Below are 21,250 nucleotides of genomic sequence, written 5' to 3' on the forward strand. Positions count from 1 at the left end.
CGACCCTTGCATAGAAAGCACGCGTGATCTGGGCGGCCAGCCGGTCGCCCGAATGAGAACCATCAGAAAGGAACCATCATGGAAAGATTGAATCTGTCGCTGCGCCGCACTTTCAGCAGCTGTGTCTTGTTTCTCGTCGCCATGCTTGGCGCCAACGGGATGGCTCACGCGGGCGGAACCATCCGCTACGTCAATGCCGCGGGGGGTGTCGACACGGGAAATTGCACCAGTGCCGGCTCCCCCTGCCTGACCATCGCGTACGCAATCGGCCAGGCCGCGATCAACGAAACGATCAGCATTGCACCGGGTACCTATGTAAGCCCGCTGCTGGTGAACAAGGAAGGCCTGCGACTCGAGGGCAGCAATCCGGCCGACAAGCCAGTCCTGACCCGCATTTCCGGACCGACCAACCAGGCCCTGCTCGTCATCAACGGGGTCAGGAACGTGCAGGTCCGCAACCTGAACTTCGCGATGGACCAGACCTTTGTCGCTGAAGGCATCCTCGCCAGCGGCTTCGTCGATGGCCTGCTGATTGCCGACAACAGCTTCATGTCCAGCCGATCCAATTTCCTCGTGAATTCGAGCTACGGATTCCGCAACGCCATCTCGATCAACGACACGCAGAACTCTCAAGGCCTGCCGCGGGTCAACGGCTCGTTCGTCACGGTGAACGGCAATACCTTCAATGGCGTGGTCGATATCCCGACCAGCCTGTTCATGCGCATCGCAATTGACATGGATGGCGGTACGGGTGCAATCACCAACAACCAGATTACGGCCGGTGTCCATGACATCCGCGTGCGCTTTCCGACCAGCACCGTTGCCTCGTCGGCAACCACGACCCTGATCGACGGCAATACCCTGAACGGACGCGGCCTCGAACTGGCCGTTCCAAACGCCAGCTCCGGCGCACTCACGATCAGCAACAACCAGATCAATGCGGCTGCCGGCATCAACGACAGCACGCCGTATCCCGCAGACTTCTCGCTGATGCGCCTGATCGGCAATTCCCAGGCGATCCCGCTGACTGTCAGTGGCAACACCTTTGCCGGCCATCAGGGCAGCTATCGAGGCGTGCTGGTCGAAAACTTCCCGGGCACCCTTTTCAGCGGAAATACGTTTACCCCGGCACCCGGTGCCAGCGACTTCCAGTCGCTCGTGGTCAGCAACAAGCAGCTCAGCACCGGAACGCCGGCAGCGCCGTTGCCGATGGCGATCACCGCGACAGGCAACATCTTCAATGGCAGCGGCATCGCTGGCGCCGGTCGTGCCGTCGAGTTCCTCGATGACAACAATGACAATGGCGCAGCCACGTTCGGCAGCCTCCTGTTCGGTGGCGCCGCTCCCGGCGAAGCCAATCAGTTCGACGTGAACCTGCGCTGGTACTTCCACCTCGACAACAACAACTGCAACACGGTCAGCGCACCGACCTGCACGTTCCTCGACTACGCCGGCGCGATCGGCAGCAACCCGAATACCAATACCCAGGTGCGACCGTTCAGCGGCAACGTCATTGCGGTCAACAACGAATTCGACGGCGTTGTCCCGTCGGCAATGACGGCGAGCCAGAAGTCCAGCCTGCTCGGCCACACGTTCGACCAGATGGCCGATCCGCAGCTCGGCATTGTCGACTACGGCATCATGGCCACCACGCCGATGGTCTTTGTCGATGACGACTATGCCGGCAGCAGCTATGGCGATCCGCTGGTCTTCAACCATGGCGCGGTCAATCCCGGTACCGTCTACTTCGGCATCAACGCATTTGCCACGATTCCGGTGGGCGTCATGCATGTTGATGTCGGCGGCCCGGTGTACGTGGCCAAGGGCAATTACAGCGACAGCGTGACCCTGGCCAAAGCCGTGCAAATCATTGGTGACGGCAACTCGGCCATCGATACCCTGGTCAGCAATGCGGTGACCATCAATACCAGTGGCGCATCGATGGCCGCGCCACTGCTGCTGCAGAACCTGCGCGTGAGCAATCCGGCTGGTGATGGCGTACTCGTCAGCAGCGCATCCCATATCGCCTTCGATCAGGTCAGCTTCAGCGGCAATGGCGGCGTGGGCCTGAATCTTGTCGGCGTATCCGACGACATCGTCATTGAGGACAGCCTTTTCGATGCGAATGCGAGCAGTGGCATGCGCACGGCAACGACGACCCAGGCCAGCAACGTCAGCATCAGCGGTACGACATTCAGCAACAATAGTGCCGGCATCATCCTGTTCGGTGCATCCGCCAGCGGCAACGGCCAGATCATCGACTGGAACATCAGCAACAGCCAGTTCCTGTCCAACGACAACGCCAACGCCAGCGGCTTCGGCGGCGGCATCTGGCTGAAGACCGGTGGCGCAGGCAGCGCCATCAACGGCTTCAGCGTGACCGGTTCGACGTTCGCCGACAATGGCAGCACGAACTCGCTGAATCAGGTCGGCATCACGGTGCGTGCGCGCCCCGGAACGACCGTGCAGAACGTTTCGATCTGCAACAACAGCTTCGTCGAAAACGCTGCCACGCTCGGCACCCAGCTGACCGGCATCAATGTCTTCGATGACACCGGCAACACCGGCTACCAGCCGATCACGGTCTGCGCGGACAACAGCTTCACGGGGCTTGGGCACAGCGTCAGTGGTCTCGAGCAATTCACCCTGCGCGGCACCCAGCCGGTCGTCAACATCACGGGTGGATCGATCGCCGAGACCGAGTACATCAACGGTCTGGTGACCCGCGTTCGTGATGGCGCCCTGTTCCCGAGCATCAGCGCCGGCATGAACGATGCCGGCACCATCGACGGTGACGAACTCAGTGCACCCGCTGGCCTCTACCTCGAGAACGTCACCTTCAGCCACGACAACATGACCCTGAGCGGTGCGGGTGCCGGCACCATCATCGATGGCGGCAATGGCAACCAGCCCGGCATCACCCTGCCGAACGGTCGCATGGGCAGCACGATCACCAACCTCAGCGTGCGTAACGTGCACAACTCCTGCATCTATGGTGCTGCCGGCAACCACGGCACCAGTATTGTCGACACCGTGCTCACCAACTGCCGCGCCGATCTCGGCGGATTCAACGGTGGCGGCGTCTACATGAACGGCCCGGTCGACAGCGTCACTTTCGATGGCAACGAAGTCAGTGCTTCGGCGGCGCGCGGTCTGGTCATCTGGAACGGCTACAAGTCGAACATCACGATCACCGACAACTATGTGCATGACATGACCGGCTGTTGCGGCATCGAGCTGCAGGACGGTACCGCTTCCGGCGTCACGGTGACCGGCAACGTGGTCGAAAACGTCGGCGATTCGGGCATGGCCTTCATCGGCCTGCAGTCCGGCGCAGGCGCCAACCTGATCGACAACAACACGATCAGCAACACCGGCCGCTTCGGCATCGAGATCAAGCTGCCGAACGGTACCGGCGAAACCACGGGTGACGGTTCGATCGTGGTCAGCAACAACATGGTCACGCGTCCGGCCATGCCGACGTCGACCGATCAGCGCGACGTCAGCGGCATTTCTGTCATCCGGCGCGGCTATTGCCCGACCTGCGGAGAGACCGATACGGTCTCCGGCGTGGTGGTCACCGGCAATACGGTCAGCGGCTGGGTGCCGGTGGCCGGCAGCCCCAATGACGGCTTCGGCATCGTCATGGAAGGCACCGGTTCAAGCGTCTATGCGAACACCCTGTCGGCCAATGACGTCGCCCTGCAGCTGCAGGCAGGCAACGACGGCTTTCCCGGCGACAGCAATCAGGCGGCAACCAACGACTTCTTCTCGCGCGGCAATGCACCGGCCACCTGCGTCGCAGTCGGCAGCAACGACTTTGCCGGCAACGATGTCGACAGTCGCAGCGTCAGCAATCCGGCGGGGCAGCATCTTGAGCGCAGCGTGGAAAACAATTCGCGCGGAACCTTCTTCTGCTCGATCCAGGCCGCGATCGACGATCCGGCGACCCAGAGTGGAGACCTGATTCTCGTGGGCCCCGGCGTCTATGCCGAAAATGTCGTGCTCAACAAGGGCGTGACGCTGCTTGGGCCGTTCAGCGGAACAACAGGATTCGATCCGCTCCGGACCGGCATGGGTGAAGCCACCATCCATCCGCCCAGTGGCACCGCACTGACCCTGGCTGCCAGCAACTCGAATGTCAGGGGTTTCACGATACGCGTGGATACCGGTGTCGCGATCCTTCCCGGCGGAGCCAGTCGCGACAATCTGCAACTGGCCAACAACCGCATCGTCGATATCGGCAATGGCGTCGGCATCCGTTTCGAACCGGGCACGGGCAATCCCGCCAGCGGTTTCACGATCACGGGCAACCTGTTTGCCAATATCGGCGGAACCGGGCTGAACGGCACTGCGATCCAGTTGTACAAGGGCACGATCAACGCGGAGGTGTCCAACAACCACTTCGACAGCGTGGAGAACATCGCCATCCAGATGAATGGCGGCAATGGCTCGGTGCTCAATTCGTCGATCCTTGGCAATGTGATCAGCGATCCGATGAGCGTCGGCACGAGCAACGCCTTCGTTGTCACCAATGCTGCCGGCATCCAGATCCGTGGCAATGAGGTGTCCGGCGTCGCCACCGGTCTTTTCCTCTCCGACAAGGAAGAGTCCATCGATTTCAGCTGCAACAGCATCAGTGGCGCCAACCGCGGCATCTCGACCTTCCCGTTCTTCGGTGGCGTGCCGAACACCGGCATCCGCATCCTGCACAACGCCATCGTTGGCAGCATCACGGCGGACGTCAACAACGGCCTGGCCCAGGACCTCGTCGTCGGATCGAACTGGTACGGCGGCGGCAACGCCGTGGTCACTGGCAGCAATGCCTATGTGGCTGACGGCCTGCCGGTCAACCCGATCGGCAATCCGGCCTGCGGCTCCAACAGCCCGACGGCGGTGGTTGCCTACGCCGGCAGCGGCCAGTCGACCCTGGTCAATACGGCGTTCGCGAATCCGCTGCAGGCGCGAATGGTGGATGTCCTTGGCGGTGCGGTGATGGGCGAGAGCATGAGTTTCATTCCGCCGATGAGCGGTGCCTCGGCCGTGCTCGGAACCCCGAGCAGCGTGACCAATTACAACGGCGTCATCTCGAGCACGGCCACGGCCAACAACCTGGCCGGCAGCTATGAGGTCGTCGCGAGCAGCGACAGCATGAACCTGACCGCCAGCCTTTCCCTGACCAACGATCCGATCATCGGCACGGTGACGTGGGACGAGCTGAGTTTTGTCTACGACGGCAACACGCATGTGGCGACGGCGTTCATCACCGAAGAGCCGGGCACGGCCTGCGTGGTGACCCCGGTGTTCGGCCCGAATGTCGGTGACTACGCGGTCAGCGCCACCTGCAACGGCACGACCTATGCCGCCAGCGGCACGAACACGGCCAGCATCACGCCGGCCGATGCGACCCTGGCGCTCAGCAATCTGGTCCAGGTCTTCGACGGCACGCCGAAGTCGGCCACGGTGTCCTCGACGCCGAGTGGCGTGGCCTACAGCGTGACCTACAACGGCAGCGCCACGGCGCCGAGCGCGGTGGGCGTGTACGCCGTGGTCGCGACGATCACCGACGGCAACTACACCGGCCCGCAGGCCAGTGGCGTGCTGCAGATCATCGAGGCCGATGCGCCGGATCTGGCGGTGACGATCACCGACAACCGCAGCTTTGTGCAGTACGGAAAGCTGCTGACCTACACGATCGTGGTCAACAACCCGGGCAACACGGACATCAGCGGTGCCAGCGTGGTCAGCAATCTGCCGATCACCCTGCTCAACGCGAGCCCGAGCTGGGAATGCGTACAGGTCAGCCCGGGTGCCTCGTGCACGCCGAGCGGCACGGGCAACCTGAACGACGCGGCGCTGGGCATTCCGGCTGGTGGTGGCGTGGTCTACCTGTTCAATGCGTGGGTGGACGACAACGCCTCGCTGCCGACCGATCTGATCGAGACCGAAGTGACGGTCACGGCCGCGAGCGACAGCAATCCCGGCAACGACAGCGCCACGGACCTGACCCAGATCGTGATCTTCCGCGACGGTTTTGATCCGGGAGGTGACGGTGCCGAGGACGGCGACTCGCTGGTCAATCCGGACACGGCCAGCACGCTGGCGGGCGACACGGTGAAGACACTGGCCCTGGCCGGTGCCTGGACCAGTGAGGGCCGGATCGTCGAACTGGCCCGCATCGGCAACGGCGAGGCCCGCTACGAAGTCCAGGCCCTGCGCACGAGCCAGCAGTTGCTGGTGCGTCTGCTCGGCCCGGACCGGGTCAGTGCCTGGACGGCCGTGGCCGAGGGCACGGCGCAGCTGGCGATCGGCCTGGCTGAAGGGCAGCTGTTGCTGGTCGGCGGCAGGGACGACCTGCAGCTGGCACTCGCATCAACCTCGGGCCTGACGATCCACTTGCCACGCGCGGACTAGCACCAGGCAAGCATCCAAACTGAGCAGCCGCCGGCCCAAGGGTCGGCGGCTTTTTTGTGGTGCAATCAGTGACATGCGCCGCCAAGTTCAGGAATGACCTGACTTCTCTCCGCACCGCGACTGGCGTAGAGTGCGGGCATCAGGCCGCTCGCACGGCATGGCATCAGGGGTAGGCAGCATGTTTCGAGTGCTCATCGCCAACAGCAAGGGAGGCTGCGGGAAAACCACGCTGACAACCTCGTTGGCAGGGTATTTCGCGCGCAGCGGTCGCCACACAACACTGATCGATTGCGATCCGCAGGGTTCGTCCCTGGCCTGGTGCGAGCAACGTGCCGCCCATCTTCCACCGGTGCATGCGCTGGCCAGCAACGACCCGACGTATGGACTCAGTTCGGGATGGGTCCTGCGCATTCCGGCCAAGACCGAAGTACTCTTGATCGACACACCGGCCGGATTGCGATCGCACGAATTCTCGCAGTTCGCACGACATGCCGATGCGCTCGTCATTCCGGTGGTGCCGTCTCCGATCGACCTGCGCGCGACGCTCGGCTTCATCGACATGGTGCGCAAGCTCGACGAAGTGCGCAAAGGCCGTTTGCGCGTCGCCATGGTCGCCAACCGCCTGCGTGCGCGAACGGTTTCAGCCAGGCAGCTTGATGCAACGCTGGATCGCCTGACCGAGGCCGCCATGATCCGCGTTCGCGATTCGCAGGTTTATGTCGGCCTGGCCGATCACGGTCAAAGTGTATTCGACAACGACAGCAAGGCCATTCTTGCCCATCGTGAGGACTGGACAGCGTTGCTCAACTGGCTCGAACGTCGCGCCTCCGAGGCGCAGGCGCGACCTGCCGGAAATGTCACGCCGCTGGTGCCGGCCAGTCAGCGATACGGCAACGACTAGCAGCATTTCCCCTTCTTCTCCGATGCGGACTCCCGCCGAAGCGGGCAGGCTCGCTGCGCCCAGGCAGTTCGCATTCGGCAACGCATGCGCTGTCGTACGCTGAAACTCGTGGAAATGCGGCCAGGGCTTGGATACTCTTCGCGGTTTGTTGTTCGATAGCGGGTCGACCTGTTCCCGCCTGATCTGGGGAAATCCAGTGCCTGTGAATCCTATCTGCGGTCGTTTCGGACTGCTGCTGCCCGTCGTGCTCCTGCTTTCCACCCTGACGACTCATGCCGCGATTGCGGCCGAAGACAGCGCCGACAACCCGCGCGAGGAAAGCTGGCAGATCGAACAGCGTCAACGCTGGCTTGAAGAGTCCAGGGCATTGCGCTCGCACACCGACGCGTCGCGCTTGCGCGCCGAGGCAGCCGCCGAGCTGAAGTTGCAGCGCCAGTGGGCAGACCCGCTGCGCGCGGCATCCGGCGAGGCTTGGCAGGAGCTCGGCCCCTCATCGATGAACATGGTCGACTGGATCATGGGCCGGGTGGCGGGCCGCCTGAATGCGATTGCGCCAGTGCCTGGCAATGACGACACGGTCTACGTGGGAAGCGCTGCCGGCGGGGTGTGGAAGACGGTCAACGCAGGCCAGAGCTGGACGCCGCTGTTCGACGACATCGGCACGCAGCCGATTGGCGCCATTACCATCGATCCAGCGGCACCGGATACGGTCTGGGTAGGCACGGGAGACAAGAACGGTGGCGCTTGTGCAGGCTATTTCGGCCAGGGCGTCTACCTGAGCGAAGACGCCGGTGCGACATGGAATGCGCGCAATGGCAGCGGCCCGACCGCAATGCCACTGTCGGTCGTCAACGCCGTGGCCGTGCAGCCGACCGACAGCAACGTGATTCTGGTGGGTGGCGCCGGTACCTGTGATGCAAACGGCAATCTGGGCGGAGCCGGCATGTACCGCTCGACCGACAAGGGTCTGAGCTGGACCCAGGTTGGCAGCAGCAATGTCGAAGACATCGTGTTTGTCCCCGGCAGCGCCACGGTCTATGCAGGATTCATTGGCGTCGGCGTGCAGAAATCCGTCGATGGCGGCGCGACCTGGGTTGCGGCCAACACCGGGATTTCGGTCAGCGGCACGCGGCTTCGACTTGCGATGGCGCCAAGCGACAGCAACATCCTCTACGTGTTGATGGGCTCAAGGGTCTACCGAACCGTCAATGGCGGGCAGAACTGGGTCCAGCAGAATGGCAGTGCTTGCGAAGGCCAGTGCAATTACAACCAGACCATTGCCGTGCATCCGGCCAATCCGGATATCGTCCTGATCGGCACGATTCGCGCGGCCCGTTCGACCAATGCGGGCGCCAGCTTCACGCCGCTTACGAGCTCCTGGGGTTCCGGACAGACCGTGCATCAGGACACGCACGTGGTTCGCTTTTCGACCAGCAACCCGGATCGCTTCTGGATTGGCAGCGATGGCGGCATCTGGCGCAGCGACAACGGCGGCTCTTCGTTCGCCAACATGAACGCGAATATCAACATCACCCAGTTCTACGACATCGCGGTGGATCCCGGAGATGCGAACATCGTCTTCGGCGGCGCGCAGGACAACAGCTCCTCGGGGCGGCGAACCAGCGCCTTCTGGAATCTGACATTCGCCAGCGGCGACGGCTTCATGAACGTCATCGACCAGAACGATCCGAATATCGTTTTCCAGACCAGCTACCCTTCCTCGAACCTGCCCTACATCGTGCGTTCCTTCACGGGCGGCTCGACCGGCAGCTTCTCGCGGATGTCCACCTCGGGTCTTGTGCCGTCGTCCAGTTTTCCCTGGGTCACGCCGCTGGCTACCGCGGGCAGCCAGTTGTTCGTGGCGTCCAACGTGCTGTATCGGGCCAGTACCAGCGGCAACAGCTGGACCGCGATCAGCGGCAATCTCGGCAGTGCCGTTGTCGTGATTACCCCGCAGACACTCGGCACGCTGACACCCACTTATGTCGGCACGTCCGCAGGAAAGATCTGGTCCAGTCCTGACGCAGGGATTCCGACGCCGGCTTTCGCGGATGTTACCGGTAACTATCCCGGTGGCCGTGTCTCCGATGTAGCCATGGATCCGGCCGATCCGCAGCGCGTCTTCATCACCCGGGCCGGATTCGGCGGAGCCAGGCTGTATCGCTCGACCAGTGGAGGCACGAACTGGACGGCAGTCGGTTCCGGCTTGCCGAATGTGCCGGCAAACGCGGTTGCCATCGACCCGCTCGACACCTTGCGCATCTTCGTCGGCACCGACATCGGCGTCTATGAAAGCACGGACGGCGGTGACAATTTCAGCGCATTCTCGGCCGGGCTTCCGCTCGGCGTCGTCGTTTCGGACCTCGAGATCGATGACCTGCCGCACGTGCTGACGGCCGGCACCTACAGTCGTGGCGCCTGGCGTGTATTGCTCAATGGCAATGTCGGCAATGCCGCGCCGACGGCCGATTTCAATGTCGCGATCGCAGGGCTGGATGGAAGCTTCACCGATACCTCGATCGATATCGATGGTGGCATCGTTGCGCACGAATGGAATTTTGGTGACGGCAGTCCGGTTTCGACCAACGTCGATCCCGTGCATGCCTTCCCTGCACCAGGCAGCTATACCGTCTCATTGAGCGTGACGGATGATGGCGGGCTTGTCGGAAGCTACAGCAAGATCGTGCGTTTCTACGCGCCGCCGATTGCGCTCGTCAACGACGTGGCCTTGACCAATCAGCAGGCAGAACAGGGTGACAAGCGCTTCTACACGCTGGAAGTCCCGGCCGGCGCGATCAACCTGCATTTTGAAACCAGCGGCAATGTGGCCAATCAGGATGCCGACCTCAGCATCGAATTCGACGGCCAGATCATCTGCCAGTCTGCCGGTGCCAGCGATGAAGAGCAGTGCGATTTCCCGGCTCCGTCTGCGGGCACCTATACCGCCATCGTGGATGCCTACTCGACTCTGACGAACTACACGATTCTGGGACGCTACACCGCGCCTGTAGACGAGATCTACGCCAACGGATTCGATTGATCCGGATTCCTTTTCAGGCGGCGGGACCCTTGACTCGGTTCCGCCGCCCGATCAGCACACGCTCAACTGCGCAGCTTCCAGCCGGTCCTGAATATCCACCAGACAATGGTCAGGCAAACCAGCAGGAAGCCGATCGTCATGCCGGTGCTAACCGCGATGTGCACATCGGCCTGGCCGTAGAAGCTCCAGCGGAATCCGCTGATCAGGTAGACCACCGGGTTGAACAGGGTGATCTTCTGCCAGATCGGCGGCAGCATGCTGATCGAATAGAACGCGCCGCCGAGAAAAGTCAGCGGTGTGACGACCATCAATGGCACCACTTGCAGTTTCTGGAAGTCATCGGCCCACAGGCCGATGATGAAGCCGAACAGACTGAAGGTGACCGATGTCAGCACCAGAAAGCCGAACATCCAGACCGGATGGGCGATTTCATAGTCGACGAAAAATCGTGCGGTGAGCAGGATCAGAAGTCCGAGCATGACCGACTTGGTTGCGGCAGCGCCGACGTAGCCGATGACGACCTCCATCCACGAGACCGGAGCAGACAGCAGTTCGTAAATCGTGCCCGCCCATTTCGGCATGTAGATGCCGAACGAGGCGTTCGAGATGCTCTCGTTGAGCAGGCTCAGCATGATAAGTCCCGGAATGATGAAGGCGCCGTAGCCGACGCCATCGATTTCGCCCATGCGCGAGCCGATCGCTGCACCGAATACGATGAAGTACAGCGAGGTCGAAAGTACCGGCGATGCGATCGACTGCATCAGGGTACGAAACGTGCGCGCCATTTCGAATCGGTAGATCGCGCGAATGCCATGCAGATTCATGCCTGGTCTCCCTTGGGTTTGCGCACCAGATTCACGAAGATTTCCTCCAGCGAGCTTTCACTGGATTGCAGGTCGCGGAAGTCGATGCCCTGCTCATTGAGTCTGCGCAACAGGCCGGCAATGCCGGTCTCCTCGGATTGCGTATCGAATGTGTAGGTCAGGGTCATGCCATCCTCGGACAATTCCAGCGGCAGACCGGCGAGACCCTCGGGAATGCTTTGCATGGCCTGCTGCAGGCTCAGGGTCAGCTGCTTCTTGCCGAGTTTTCGCATCAGTACGTTCTTGTCTTCGACCAGAATGAGTTCGCCCTTGTTGATCACGCCGATGCGGTCGGCCATCTCCTCGGCCTCTTCGATGTAGTGCGTGGTCAGGATGATGGTCGTGCCGTTTTCGCGCAGGCGCCTGACCATTTGCCACATGTCGTGGCGCAGCTCCACATCGACTCCGGCGCTGGGCTCGTCGAGGAACAGGATTTTCGGTTCATGCGCCAGCGCCTTGGCGATCAGCACGCGGCGCTTCATGCCGCCGGACAGCGTCATGATCTTGTTGTTGCGTTTTTCCCAGAGGGACAGGTCACGCAGGACCTTTTCCAGATACGCGGGGTCAGGCGGCTTGCCGAACAGGCCGCGGCTGAACTTGAGGGTTGCCATCACCGATTCGAACGCATCGGTATGCAATTCCTGCGGCACCAGTCCAATCGTTGCTCGGGCGCTGCGATAGTCGCGCACGATGTCGTGACCGTCGGCCACGACCGAGCCCTCGCTGGCGTTGACGATGCCGCAGATGATGCTGATCAGCGTGGTCTTGCCTGCGCCATTCGGGCCGAGCAGAGCGAGGATTTCCCCACGACGAATGTCCAGATTGATGTTCTTCAGCGCCTCGAAGCCCCCCGCATAGACCTTGCCGAGATTTCGGACCGAAACGATGGCTTCGGTTTTGCCAGCAGGTTGGACATGTGTGGAAGAAGTCATCTAGCCTCCGTTCGTGGATCTACAGGCAACAGCCCGGCAAAGTAGATGGGGCCGGAGCCGGGAATTCAAGTGTCATGCAGAAATCGCCTCACTGCAGGCAGGTGGGGCACGCGCCAATGCTCACGCGTGTCACTCCGGCGTTCTGCAATCGCCGCTCAAGATCAGAGGAGTAGAGCATGAGCTACGTAGACGGTTTCGTGATACCGGTACCCAGGGACCAGCTGGACGCCTACAAGAAAATCGCGCGCAAGGCCGGCAAGGTATGGATGGATCACGGCGCGCTCGCCTACCACGAATGTGTCGGTGACGACGTGCCGGTTGGCAAGCGCACCTCGTTTCCTCGGAGCGTCAAGCTCAAGGAGGGCGAAGTGGTCATATTTTCCTGGATCATCCACGCCAACAAGACACAACGCAACAAGACCAACAAGGCGGCTATGGCTGATCCGCGCCTGAAGGACATGGTGGACCCGAAAGGCATGCCATTCGATACCAGGCGAATGTTCTGGGGCGGATTCAGGGAAATCGTGAAGTTCTGACAGGAGCAACGTGCCGAGTGGCAGCGGCAGGCGCCAGCCCTTGCCCGGCGGTGAGGTTGCGAGAAAAGAGTTTCGCACGTTCGCACATGCGCGGTGCCAGTCACTTCCTGTGGCGTTGCCGATGCGTCACAATCGGAGGCTGGCCAAGGTGCCTGTCTTCCCTGGCCCATCATGCATCAGGAGTTTTCAATGGTTCTGGCAGCAGACGCCTTGCAGCGCTTGAAGGATGGCAACCAGCGATTTGTCGCCGAATTGGGTGGCAGTGAAGGTCAAAGCAGTGAACAGCGTCGCCGCGCACTGATTACCAAACAGGAACCGTTTGCGATCATTCTCGGTTGCTCGGACTCGCGTGTACCGGCCGAACTCGTGTTCGATCAGGGGCTTGGCGATCTGTTCGTCATTCGCGTGGCAGGCAATATCGTTGCGCCTTCGCAAATCGGCAGCATCGAGTTTTCAGCGACGCAGCACGGCACGCGGCTCGTTGTCGTGCTGGGTCACTCGCAGTGCGGTGCCATCCTGGCCACGATCCAGGAACTCGGGCGCCGCTCCGAAGACCAGTCACGCAACCTGCAATCCATCGTCAATCGCGTGCGTCCTTCGGTCGAGGCGTTGATGGATACCGAGATTGCGAAGAATCCGGAAGAACTGGTGCGTCGAGCCGTGCGCAACAATATCCGCATGTCGGTCAACCAGCTTCGTCATGGTTCCGATATCCTCGAGAACCTCATAGAAAAAGAAGGCTTGCAGATTGTCGGCGCCGAATACTCACTGGAGACGGGCGTCGTCGAGTTTCTTGACCACTGACAGTATTCGGCGTTGACGGGTACTGTGAATGATTACAGCGACATGCACGGTCGCCTGATGCGAACCTGGGTGCGGAGAGGAGGCTTTGGCGCCTTCCTTCACATCAGGTAAATACGCGACAGGGAAAATGTGCGCAATCTGGCGGAACGAGATTCCCTCATGCTCGAATCCGAAAATGCTGGTGATGCCCTACCTGCACCGGTCGCGACCGCGTCGGGCGAATCGCTGCGGGACGCCTATCAGCGTGTGCGTCAGGCCAGCCTGAGTCTCCTTGCCGGACTGGCGCCCGAAGACACCGTTGCGCAGTCGATGCCGGAAACGAGTCCGGTCAAATGGCATCTCGCCCACACGACCTGGTTTTTCGAGCAGTTTCTGTTGAGCCGCGCGAGCGACTATCGGCTGTTCAATGCGGAATGGATGGTCCTGTTCAACTCCTACTATCAGTCGGTCGGCCCGATGCATGCGCGGCCGCAGCGCGGCCTGTTGACCCGGCCCACGCTGTCTGAAGTCCTGGAATATCGGGAACGTGTGGATGAGCGCATGCTCCAAATCCTGGTCGCGGGCGATGACGCGGAGCGTGATGCACTGACCACCCTCGGGCTGAACCACGAGCAGCAACATCAGGAATTGTTGCTGACCGATATCAAGCATCTTTTTTGGTTGAACCCCCTCAGGCCCGTCTATCGCGAGCGTCCGGATATTCCCCCGGTGCGAGGCCTGGCAATGCAATTCATCAACGGACGGGAAGGCATCGTTGAAACGGGCCACGACGGCAATGGCTTCGGATTCGACTGCGAATCGCCGCGGCACCGTGAACTGCTGCACCCGCATGCACTGGCGAACCGACCGGTCAACAACGCCGAATACGCCGAATTCATCCGCGCCGGCGGCTATCGCACGCCGACCTTGTGGATGTCGGAGGGCTGGAATACGGTCTGCGAGCGCGGATGGGATCGTCCGCTCTACTGGTCGGAAGATCTGCAGCAGGAGTTCAGCCTGGCTGGCGTCAGGGAGATCGATCCCGCCGCACCGGTCAGCCACGTCAGCTTCTATGAGGCAGACGCGTTTGCGCGCTGGGCTGGCGCGCGCCTTCCGACCGAAGCGGAATGGGAAGTGGCCGCGCGCGCAATCGATCCGATGATCGGGAACTATGTCGAGAGCGGAATCCTGCATCCTTGCGCGCCGGCGCCTGCTGGCGGGCTGCAGCAGATGTTCGGCGATGTTTGGGAATGGACATCGAGCCCCTATATCAACTACCCGGGCTACCGCGCGCCATCCGGTGCCCTCGGTGAATACAACGGCAAGTTCATGTGTGGCCAGTACGTGTTGCGCGGCGGATCCTGCGTGACTCCCGCCGACCACATGCGAGCGACCTACCGCAACTTCTTTGCCCCGGCCGATCGTTGGCAGTTCATGGGGCTGCGCCTTGGAAAGGACCGATGACTCCCGCCAACCCAGCCAAGAGACTGACCGAGACCCCATACGACGAGTTTGCGGTGGATGTACACCGCGGCCTGTCGCAGACACCCAAGCGCATCCCGTCCAAATATTTCTACGATGCGCGCGGATCGGAATTGTTCGAGCAGATTTGCGAGCAGCCCGAATACTATCTGACCCGGACGGAGCTGGAGATCCTGCAGGAAAACGCTGTCGACATCGCTGCAGCGATCGGTCCGCGTGCCGTGCTCGTCGAATATGGCAGCGGTGCGGGAATCAAGACACGACTGCTGCTCGATGCGATGCAGGACCCGGTCGGCTATGTGCCGGTGGAAATATCGACCAGCGCGCTCGCGGCCAGTGTCGAGAGTCTCGCCGAGGAATTTCCGGACGTCGACATGTTGCCGGTGGCCGCCGACTTCACCCAGCCGGTCGATTTGCCGAGTCCGGAACAGGATGCGCGGCGCATGGTGATTTTCTTCCCCGGGTCGACGCTCGGCAACTTCGAGCAGCGCGAGGCGACCGGCCTGTTGCGCACGATGTGCATCGAGATGGGAAAGACCGGATCGGCCCTGGTCGGCATCGACCTGAAGAAGGACAGCGCCATTCTCGAGGCCGCCTACAACGATGCCGCGGGGGTGACGCGCGACTTCACCCTGAATCTGTTGACCCGTATCAACCGCGAACTGGACGGCGATTTCCAGCTGCAGCAGTTTGCGCACAAGGCACGCTACAACGCGCTGGCCGGGCGCATCGAGACCTACATCGTCAGCCGGATTGACCAATCGGTTCGCGTCGGAAGCCACAGCTACAGTTTCGCGAAAGGCGAAACGATACTGGTCGAGTACAGTTGCAAGTACTCGCAGGAGGAGTTCGAAGCGATGGCGGCCAAGGCCGGCCTGCGTGTGACGCGAACCTGGACAGATCCGCAGCACTGGTTTGCCTTGCAGATGCTCGAGCGGGCGTAAGGTACTTTCCAGGACACCCCGCGAACAGCGCAGGTCAACCGGTCTGCAAGGGCCTGGCCTGAATCCTGTCGGCGCCTGAATGCGCGTGGAAAAAAACCCCGGCACCAGGGCCGGGGTTTGTTCAATCGAGTAGGTCGGTCAGGACGCCGCGTCAGCGAGTGGCGCGTCTGCGCAGCACCACGATCGCCAGGGTACCGAGAAGCAACGCGAGCAGTGCGGCGATCTTGGTACCGAATACCGGAAGCTCTGCCACCGGGCCGAGCGGTTGTTCGGGTGCGCCGGAAATATAGGCGCCGCCCGCAAATGTATCCTCTGTCACCCCCCACGGTGCGGTAAGCGGTGTTTCGAAACTGGCGGTCTGCAGGTTGTAGACATAGATCAGGCCGGGGGCGTTGTCATCCGGAATCAGATAGGCGCGATTGTTGCCGACGGCGAGTCCGTCGATGTCGGTCTCGGCGGCATCGGGGTAGGCAACAACCGGCGTAATGGTGCCTGCGCCAATGTCTATCTGGACCAGGCTGCCGATCGTGTCGTCGACACCATATATCGTACCGGTCGCGGGGTCGGCATCGATGCCACTGATGCTGTCGGTTGAAGGAATCAGCAAGGTCGCCGTAAACGTCGTCATGTCGATGCTGTAGATGCCGTCACGGTCTGCAGCGGCACGACTGCCGTAGAGAACGCCACCCGACATCGCCAGCCCGTCAATTCGAAATTCTGCGCCTGTATCGTCTCGAATCACGCCAAGCAGAGCCGGTGTACCGGTGTCGATCGGAATCTCGAACAGAGGTGCGCCGTCCACGGTTCCCGAGGCGCCAGCTTCAGTCGTGTAGAGAATGCGATTGCCAGCAGGGTCGAAAGTCGCTCCCCAAATCGGCACGAGATCAAGCAGTGCAGTAGCGGCACTGGTCACCGGGTCGATCAGGTAGGCATTGTTGTTGGTGCCAGGACCATTGAGCGCCGTGCCCGCGAACAGATTGTCGGGTGCGATCGGGCCTCCACCGAGAACCGATCCGGGTACGTAGTTTCCGGACACTCGCGCTGAATAATCCTCGTCAGACTGCGCAACGGCGACAGTCGCGGTCAGGGCCAGAAACAGTCCGGCTGAAAAAAGTTCTCGAATCATGAACAATCCCCTTGCAATTATCCGTCGAGTATGGACCGAAACCGCAGTGGGTCGATCCTAAACGGGTTCGGGCTGGAAATCCAGACGCTTTGGCGCCTGCCTTTTATTGCAGGCATGCGCAACTTGGTTCCCTTGGTCAATTGTGGAATGTCCGCAATTGCCCGCAGATTTCATGCGAAATTGCCCGGCGCGACAGGCGCCGAACCGGCATTGACCCTTCAGCGTACCCATTGACGCAGCGCATCAATTCTTCGTCGAGGCGCCGTCAATCCGGGTGCTGGCGCCGACGCCCGTACCAGAGATCGAGATCGGTGCGGGATCTCAGCAGGCTTCGGCCACGCCAGACAAGCTGGAACATCAATTTGAGATGCTCGCCTATCGTATGCGTCCTGAGCTTGCGCGCCGAGGTGCGAACCGGTTCGCGAAGGATCACGAACGTGCCATGCCGACCCAGGGCGCGACTGATGGCGACGTCCTCGGCGGCGAAGTAGGTTTCGTCGAATCCGCCGACGGCATCAAAGGCAGCACGCGTACAAAAAAGGAAGCATCCCGGCGCGATACGCGTCAGCCGAAGCAGCCAGGCAATGAAGCGCTGGGCGATGCGTTCGCTTCGCGATAGCGGGCCATCAAGGCGGACGGTTGCGCCTCCACCCACGGCGCCGCATTTCAGTGCTGCCAGCGCCGAGCTGACGACCGCGAGATCGACCCGCGTATCGGCGTCCACGAAAAACAGTCGATCTCCGCTGGCCGCGGTTGCGCCGGCATTGCGTGTAGCCGCGATATGCCGGAAATCCACTTCGATCACGGTGGCGCCGTGCTGCCCTGCGATAGCCGCGGTGGCGTCGGTCGACGCATCGACGACAACGATGATCTCGGCGCGTTCGGCAAGGGCGCGAATGACTGCGTCAAGAGCGTCCAGGGTTGCTCCGATCAGGCGCTCCTCGTCATGGGCCGGGACGACAAAGGAAATCATGAGCGGATGATGGCATGCCATGATCCAGACCGTGCGAGCGCCTGTCTTTCCTGGCATCAAGTCGGTCAATCAAAGGTCCAAGGAGCGCGTTGCAACGTGTGTACAACCATTATATGATCTATATCATATAAAAGCCGGGCAGCAACTGTGCGCTACGACAAGGACCACAAGCGGGAGACGCGCACGCGGGTGCTTGATGCTGCCGCCCGCTCCATTCGAGAGTCAGGCCCCGATCGCGTAGGCGTCGCCAGCGTAATGGCCAGTGCCGGGCTCACCCATGGCGGCTTCTATGCCCACTTCGACTCCAGGGATGATCTGGTTGCCGCCGCGATCGCCCACATGTTCACATTGTCCGGAACGCGCCTGCGTAGCGAACTTGAGAACGGCAGCCCGGCACAGGGCTTGCAGAATTTCATCGACTACTACCTTTCACGCCGACATCGCGACGAGCGTTCCAGCGGCTGCCCGATTGCGGCACTGTCCTCGGATCTGCCGCGACTCGGCCGTGTGTCGCGCGTCGAATTCTCGCGTGGCGTCGATCATCTGGCCGGGACTGTCGCTGAAATGATCGCTGCACTTGGGCAGGCCGATGCCGATAGCCTGGCCCGATCGATCATCGCCGAGCTGGTCGGAGCCTTGTCGCTGGCACGGGTCGAGCCAAAGCCCGAAAAATCCGATGCCATTCTCGTGGCATCCCGAAAACTGATAAAGGCCAGGCTTGGCCTCGAGGCACACGCATGAGCATGAAGGAAATCCAGGGGGAAGGTCTTGACGGACTGGCACAGCTGCGCGCACTGATCGCCTCGGGCAAGCGGCCTGGTATCGGCGACGCACTCGACTTCACCCTGGTGGAAGTCGGCGAAGGCTTGGCCGTTTTCGAAGGTCAACCAGGACCGCACGCCTACAATCCGATGGGTATCGTGCATGGAGGCTACTTTGCGACCCTGCTCGACTCCGCTTGCGGCTGCGCCGTGCATTCGCGCATCAGCGCAACGCAGGCCTACACCACTCTAGAGCTGAAGGTGGCATTCCACAAGGCGATGACGGCCGACACCGGCAAGGTTCGCGCCGAGGGTCGCGTCCTGAGTTTCGGTCGACGTGTGGGCTATGCCGAGGCGAAGCTGATCGATGGTTCCGGTCGCCTGCTGGCCTCTGCAACATCAACCCTGCTCGTGATGGATCGCTAGACGCCCGAAATTCCACATCGCCGGGCCGCGTGCTGCGTGCGACAAGCGCCGCACCGACACAGATGTCGAAACAGCCATCACTGATCTGGCTGAGTCATGGCGCCTCCGCCAATACGGTTCGCATGTCCTCGGAAAGGGTCCGGTTGTGCGTGACGCCTCGAGATAGAGTCGGGCCAGGTCACTGTTCGTGCGGTGGAAACCTCAACCTCAAGTCGCCGGTCGCGGGTGCTGATCAAGGCCGAATCCGGATCAGGCGGGGAAAACCGGTTCGCAGCGCACCTCCGTCTTCACCGAGTTTGCGATGAAGCAGGCCTTGTGTGCGGCGTGGTGCAGTGACTCGAGCTGCGCCGAATCGGGCTGATGGTCGCCGCCAAATTGCACCTCGGGTCGCAAGGTCACGACGGTCATGGACAGATTCCCGTTCACGTCCTTGCCGAGTCGGCCGCTCGCCGCATCGCGATAGCAATCAACGACAAATCCCCGCTTGCGGGCGATCGAAAGAAACCAGAGCATGTGACAACTGGACAGACTCGCCACAAACGCTTCTTCCGGATCGACCGCGCTGGCGTCGGCAAGCGGAACCGGCACGACATGCGGCGACGCCGAAGCGGCAACCACGGCACCGCCATCGAATGTCCAGCGATGTGCGCGGCTGTATGTGTCATTCGCAAAGTCCGCCGAATCGCGATTCCATTCGATGACGGCAGTGTGCTCGGACATGGTCAGGTTCCTGGGTAAATCCAGCCAACGAAGTAGCGGCTTCAGCCGTCTCGAAATGGGACTTCCTACGTTCGTCCCCAAAAGGGACTCCCTTTGGTCGCCCCAAAAAGGGGACTCCCTCTGGTCGCGATGCTACTGGCGCAACCTGCCGGGAAGAGCATCGCGACTGAAGCTGCCGCTACACGTTGGCGGTCCAAGCCGGTGGGTCTCGATCACTGACCTCGCGTTGCCGCGCTGCGGTTGGCCAGCGCAAAATCGATTGCCGCACATGCGGCGGCGGCCTGCGCCTCGTTGCATTGCTCGGGAGTGGCCCGCGGGCTGTCCGGATAGACCTCGGTGGTGGACGTGAATCGGGCATTGGTGACGCCTGCGCACAGACCGAGCGGCTTGAACGGGTAGCGAATCACGCCGGGAGACACGACCGGTGAGCCGATGATCTCGCCCTTGGCATCAGCCGGCGCGATGTGGGTCACTTTTTCGACGGCGCGGATGATCGCCTGCTGGAACTCGGGTTCCGGACTCTCGGTGTCGTCGACCAGATAGAAGCCATCGGGAATCTCGCCCGGCTCAAACGGCTTGCCGTCGCGTGCCGCCAGTGCCGGACCGAACTCGGATTCGTCGGTGTCCGTGGTTTCGTGCAGATCGATGTGCATCAGCACGCTGTCCCGGATTGGAGCCACCAGATTGACCAGCGCGGCGGATTCCTGTGCCGGGCTGTTCTCGCGGAAGGAACGATTGGGATCGATTGCATCGCGGTTCCAGCGATGAATCCGCTCGTAGCCCCAGGGACTGACACAAGGCGCGATGATCAGATTGACCTTGCCGGCATAGCCGGCCGCATCACGTTCGGCAAACAGCAGGGCACCATGCACGCCACTGGTTTCATAGCCGTGCACGCCGCCGGTGATCAGCACGGTCGGCAGCGCGTCGTTGAATTCGCGACTCCTGATCACGAACAGGGGATACTTCTGTTCGGGGTAGTCGAGCTCTCCATATTGCGCAATGTCGAAGCGTTCGCGCAATGCATCGATTCTGCTGACTACGTCGATTGCGTAGCTGCGCTGGATGGATTGTGCAGCGAGCCATTGCGCCTTCTCCGCGTCGCCCCAGGGAACGCCCGCTGTACCGATGGGATAGGAAGCCTGTGTCGTCATGCCGTATCTCTCTGCCTTGCATTTCGGGGAAGCACGACACTTTACACCCACCCTGCAAGCAGCAGAGCCGATTGCAGGAATGACGTGCACGTCAGCAGTGGAGACGCTGGCCCGCCGGAGCGGCAGGCCAGCACGATCACGGACTACCCGGCCTTGGTTGAGGCCTTCATGCGCGGCGCGACGAATTCATTCTTG

At 61.6% G+C, this 21,250-nt stretch carries 15 protein-coding genes; 9 read left to right on the forward strand and 6 right to left on the reverse strand.

All coding sequences use genetic code 11. The features are described 5' to 3' along the window. The first annotated feature begins 78 nt into the window (after positions 1–78). From R3F00_RS01945 to R3F00_RS01955, 3 genes are all read left to right on the forward strand, one after another. Complete coding sequence (locus R3F00_RS01945; RefSeq protein ID WP_371280005.1) at positions 79–6,414, forward strand: MBG domain-containing protein; 6,336 nt, start codon at positions 79–81, stop codon at positions 6,412–6,414. Between the two features lie 178 nt (positions 6,415–6,592). Continuing rightward, positions 6,593–7,315: an AAA family ATPase gene (locus R3F00_RS01950; RefSeq protein ID WP_371280006.1), complete on the forward strand. Its 723-nt coding sequence runs from the start codon at positions 6,593–6,595 to the stop codon at positions 7,313–7,315. 196 nt (positions 7,316–7,511) lie between these two features. After that, positions 7,512–10,355, forward strand: coding sequence for a PKD domain-containing protein (locus R3F00_RS01955; protein WP_371280007.1), 2,844 nt, complete (start codon positions 7,512–7,514; stop codon positions 10,353–10,355). Between the two features lie 62 nt (positions 10,356–10,417). Here R3F00_RS01955 and R3F00_RS01960 read toward each other — a convergent pair whose 3' ends face one another. After that, positions 10,418–11,179, reverse strand: coding sequence for an ABC transporter permease (locus R3F00_RS01960; protein ID WP_371280008.1), 762 nt, complete (start codon positions 11,177–11,179; stop codon positions 10,418–10,420). Then, positions 11,176–12,150: an ABC transporter ATP-binding protein gene (locus R3F00_RS01965; RefSeq protein ID WP_371280009.1), complete on the reverse strand. Its 975-nt coding sequence runs from the start codon at positions 12,148–12,150 to the stop codon at positions 11,176–11,178. Before R3F00_RS01965 ends, R3F00_RS01960 begins: the two co-directional genes overlap by 4 nt. A gap of 176 nt (positions 12,151–12,326) precedes the next feature. Here R3F00_RS01965 and R3F00_RS01970 point away from each other — a divergent pair, with 176 nt between their 5' ends. The 4 genes from R3F00_RS01970 (at position 12,327) to egtD (ending at position 15,895) form a co-directional block, all read left to right on the forward strand. Continuing rightward, positions 12,327–12,686, forward strand: coding sequence for a DUF1428 domain-containing protein (locus R3F00_RS01970; protein WP_371280010.1), 360 nt, complete (start codon positions 12,327–12,329; stop codon positions 12,684–12,686). 189 nt (positions 12,687–12,875) lie between these two features. Then, the gene (locus R3F00_RS01975) at positions 12,876–13,490 is read left to right on the forward strand and encodes a carbonic anhydrase (RefSeq protein ID WP_371280011.1); all 615 of its coding nucleotides are present in this window, start codon (positions 12,876–12,878) and stop codon (positions 13,488–13,490) included. 159 nt (positions 13,491–13,649) lie between these two features. Further along, positions 13,650–14,933, forward strand: coding sequence for an ergothioneine biosynthesis protein EgtB (gene egtB / locus R3F00_RS01980; protein ID WP_371280012.1), 1,284 nt, complete (start codon positions 13,650–13,652; stop codon positions 14,931–14,933). Further along, positions 14,930–15,895 carry an L-histidine N(alpha)-methyltransferase gene (gene egtD / locus R3F00_RS01985; RefSeq protein ID WP_371280013.1) on the forward strand — a complete coding sequence of 322 codons (966 nt, stop codon included), beginning with the start codon at positions 14,930–14,932 and terminating at the stop codon, positions 15,893–15,895. The genes egtB and egtD overlap by 4 nt, the downstream gene beginning before the upstream one ends. A 151-nt stretch (positions 15,896–16,046) precedes the next feature. On the opposite strand, the gene R3F00_RS01990 is transcribed toward egtD, so the two are convergent. Both R3F00_RS01990 and R3F00_RS01995 read right to left on the reverse strand, forming a co-directional pair. Next, positions 16,047–17,021: a hypothetical protein gene (locus R3F00_RS01990; protein WP_371280014.1), complete on the reverse strand. Its 975-nt coding sequence runs from the start codon at positions 17,019–17,021 to the stop codon at positions 16,047–16,049. A 265-nt stretch (positions 17,022–17,286) separates the two neighbouring features. Continuing rightward, positions 17,287–17,994: a glycosyltransferase gene (locus R3F00_RS01995; RefSeq protein WP_371280015.1), complete on the reverse strand. Its 708-nt coding sequence runs from the start codon at positions 17,992–17,994 to the stop codon at positions 17,287–17,289. 147 nt (positions 17,995–18,141) lie between these two features. Here R3F00_RS01995 and R3F00_RS02000 point away from each other — a divergent pair, with 147 nt between their 5' ends. Both R3F00_RS02000 and R3F00_RS02005 read left to right on the forward strand, forming a co-directional pair. Beyond that, on the forward strand, positions 18,142–18,735 hold the full coding sequence (locus R3F00_RS02000) for a TetR/AcrR family transcriptional regulator (RefSeq protein ID WP_371280016.1): 594 nt from the start codon (positions 18,142–18,144) through the stop codon (positions 18,733–18,735). Further along, positions 18,732–19,181, forward strand: coding sequence for a PaaI family thioesterase (locus R3F00_RS02005; protein WP_371280017.1), 450 nt, complete (start codon positions 18,732–18,734; stop codon positions 19,179–19,181). The genes R3F00_RS02000 and R3F00_RS02005 overlap by 4 nt, the downstream gene beginning before the upstream one ends. 249 nt (positions 19,182–19,430) lie before the next feature. Here R3F00_RS02005 and R3F00_RS02010 read toward each other — a convergent pair whose 3' ends face one another. Continuing rightward, positions 19,431–19,901, reverse strand: coding sequence for an OsmC family protein (locus R3F00_RS02010; protein ID WP_371280018.1), 471 nt, complete (start codon positions 19,899–19,901; stop codon positions 19,431–19,433). A gap of 212 nt (positions 19,902–20,113) precedes the next feature. Then, the gene (locus R3F00_RS02015) at positions 20,114–21,055 is read right to left on the reverse strand and encodes a M14 family metallocarboxypeptidase (RefSeq protein ID WP_371280019.1); all 942 of its coding nucleotides are present in this window, start codon (positions 21,053–21,055) and stop codon (positions 20,114–20,116) included. Between the last annotated feature and the right edge of the window lie 195 nt (positions 21,056–21,250).

Origin of the sequence: Dokdonella sp. (assembly GCF_041395345.1) — a bacterium.
GTDB lineage: Bacteria > Pseudomonadota > Gammaproteobacteria > Xanthomonadales > Rhodanobacteraceae > Dokdonella.

Coding starts and splice junctions, on each gene's coding strand:
- R3F00_RS01995 (WP_371280015.1), bottom strand. CDS start 17,994: ATGATTTCCTTTGTCGTCCCGGCCCATGACGAGGAGCGCCTGATCGGA.
- egtB (WP_371280012.1), top strand. CDS start 13,650: ATGCTCGAATCCGAAAATGCTGGTGATGCCCTACCTGCACCGGTCGCG.
- egtD (WP_371280013.1), top strand. CDS start 14,930: ATGACTCCCGCCAACCCAGCCAAGAGACTGACCGAGACCCCATACGAC.
- R3F00_RS01990 (WP_371280014.1), bottom strand. CDS start 17,021: ATGATTCGAGAACTTTTTTCAGCCGGACTGTTTCTGGCCCTGACCGCG.
- R3F00_RS01975 (WP_371280011.1), top strand. CDS start 12,876: ATGGTTCTGGCAGCAGACGCCTTGCAGCGCTTGAAGGATGGCAACCAG.
- R3F00_RS02015 (WP_371280019.1), bottom strand. CDS start 21,055: ATGACGACACAGGCTTCCTATCCCATCGGTACAGCGGGCGTTCCCTGG.
- R3F00_RS02010 (WP_371280018.1), bottom strand. CDS start 19,901: ATGTCCGAGCACACTGCCGTCATCGAATGGAATCGCGATTCGGCGGAC.
- R3F00_RS02005 (WP_371280017.1), top strand. CDS start 18,732: ATGAGCATGAAGGAAATCCAGGGGGAAGGTCTTGACGGACTGGCACAG.
- R3F00_RS01965 (WP_371280009.1), bottom strand. CDS start 12,150: ATGACTTCTTCCACACATGTCCAACCTGCTGGCAAAACCGAAGCCATC.
- R3F00_RS01960 (WP_371280008.1), bottom strand. CDS start 11,179: ATGAATCTGCATGGCATTCGCGCGATCTACCGATTCGAAATGGCGCGC.
- R3F00_RS01970 (WP_371280010.1), top strand. CDS start 12,327: ATGAGCTACGTAGACGGTTTCGTGATACCGGTACCCAGGGACCAGCTG.
- R3F00_RS01945 (WP_371280005.1), top strand. CDS start 79: ATGGAAAGATTGAATCTGTCGCTGCGCCGCACTTTCAGCAGCTGTGTC.
- R3F00_RS01950 (WP_371280006.1), top strand. CDS start 6,593: ATGTTTCGAGTGCTCATCGCCAACAGCAAGGGAGGCTGCGGGAAAACC.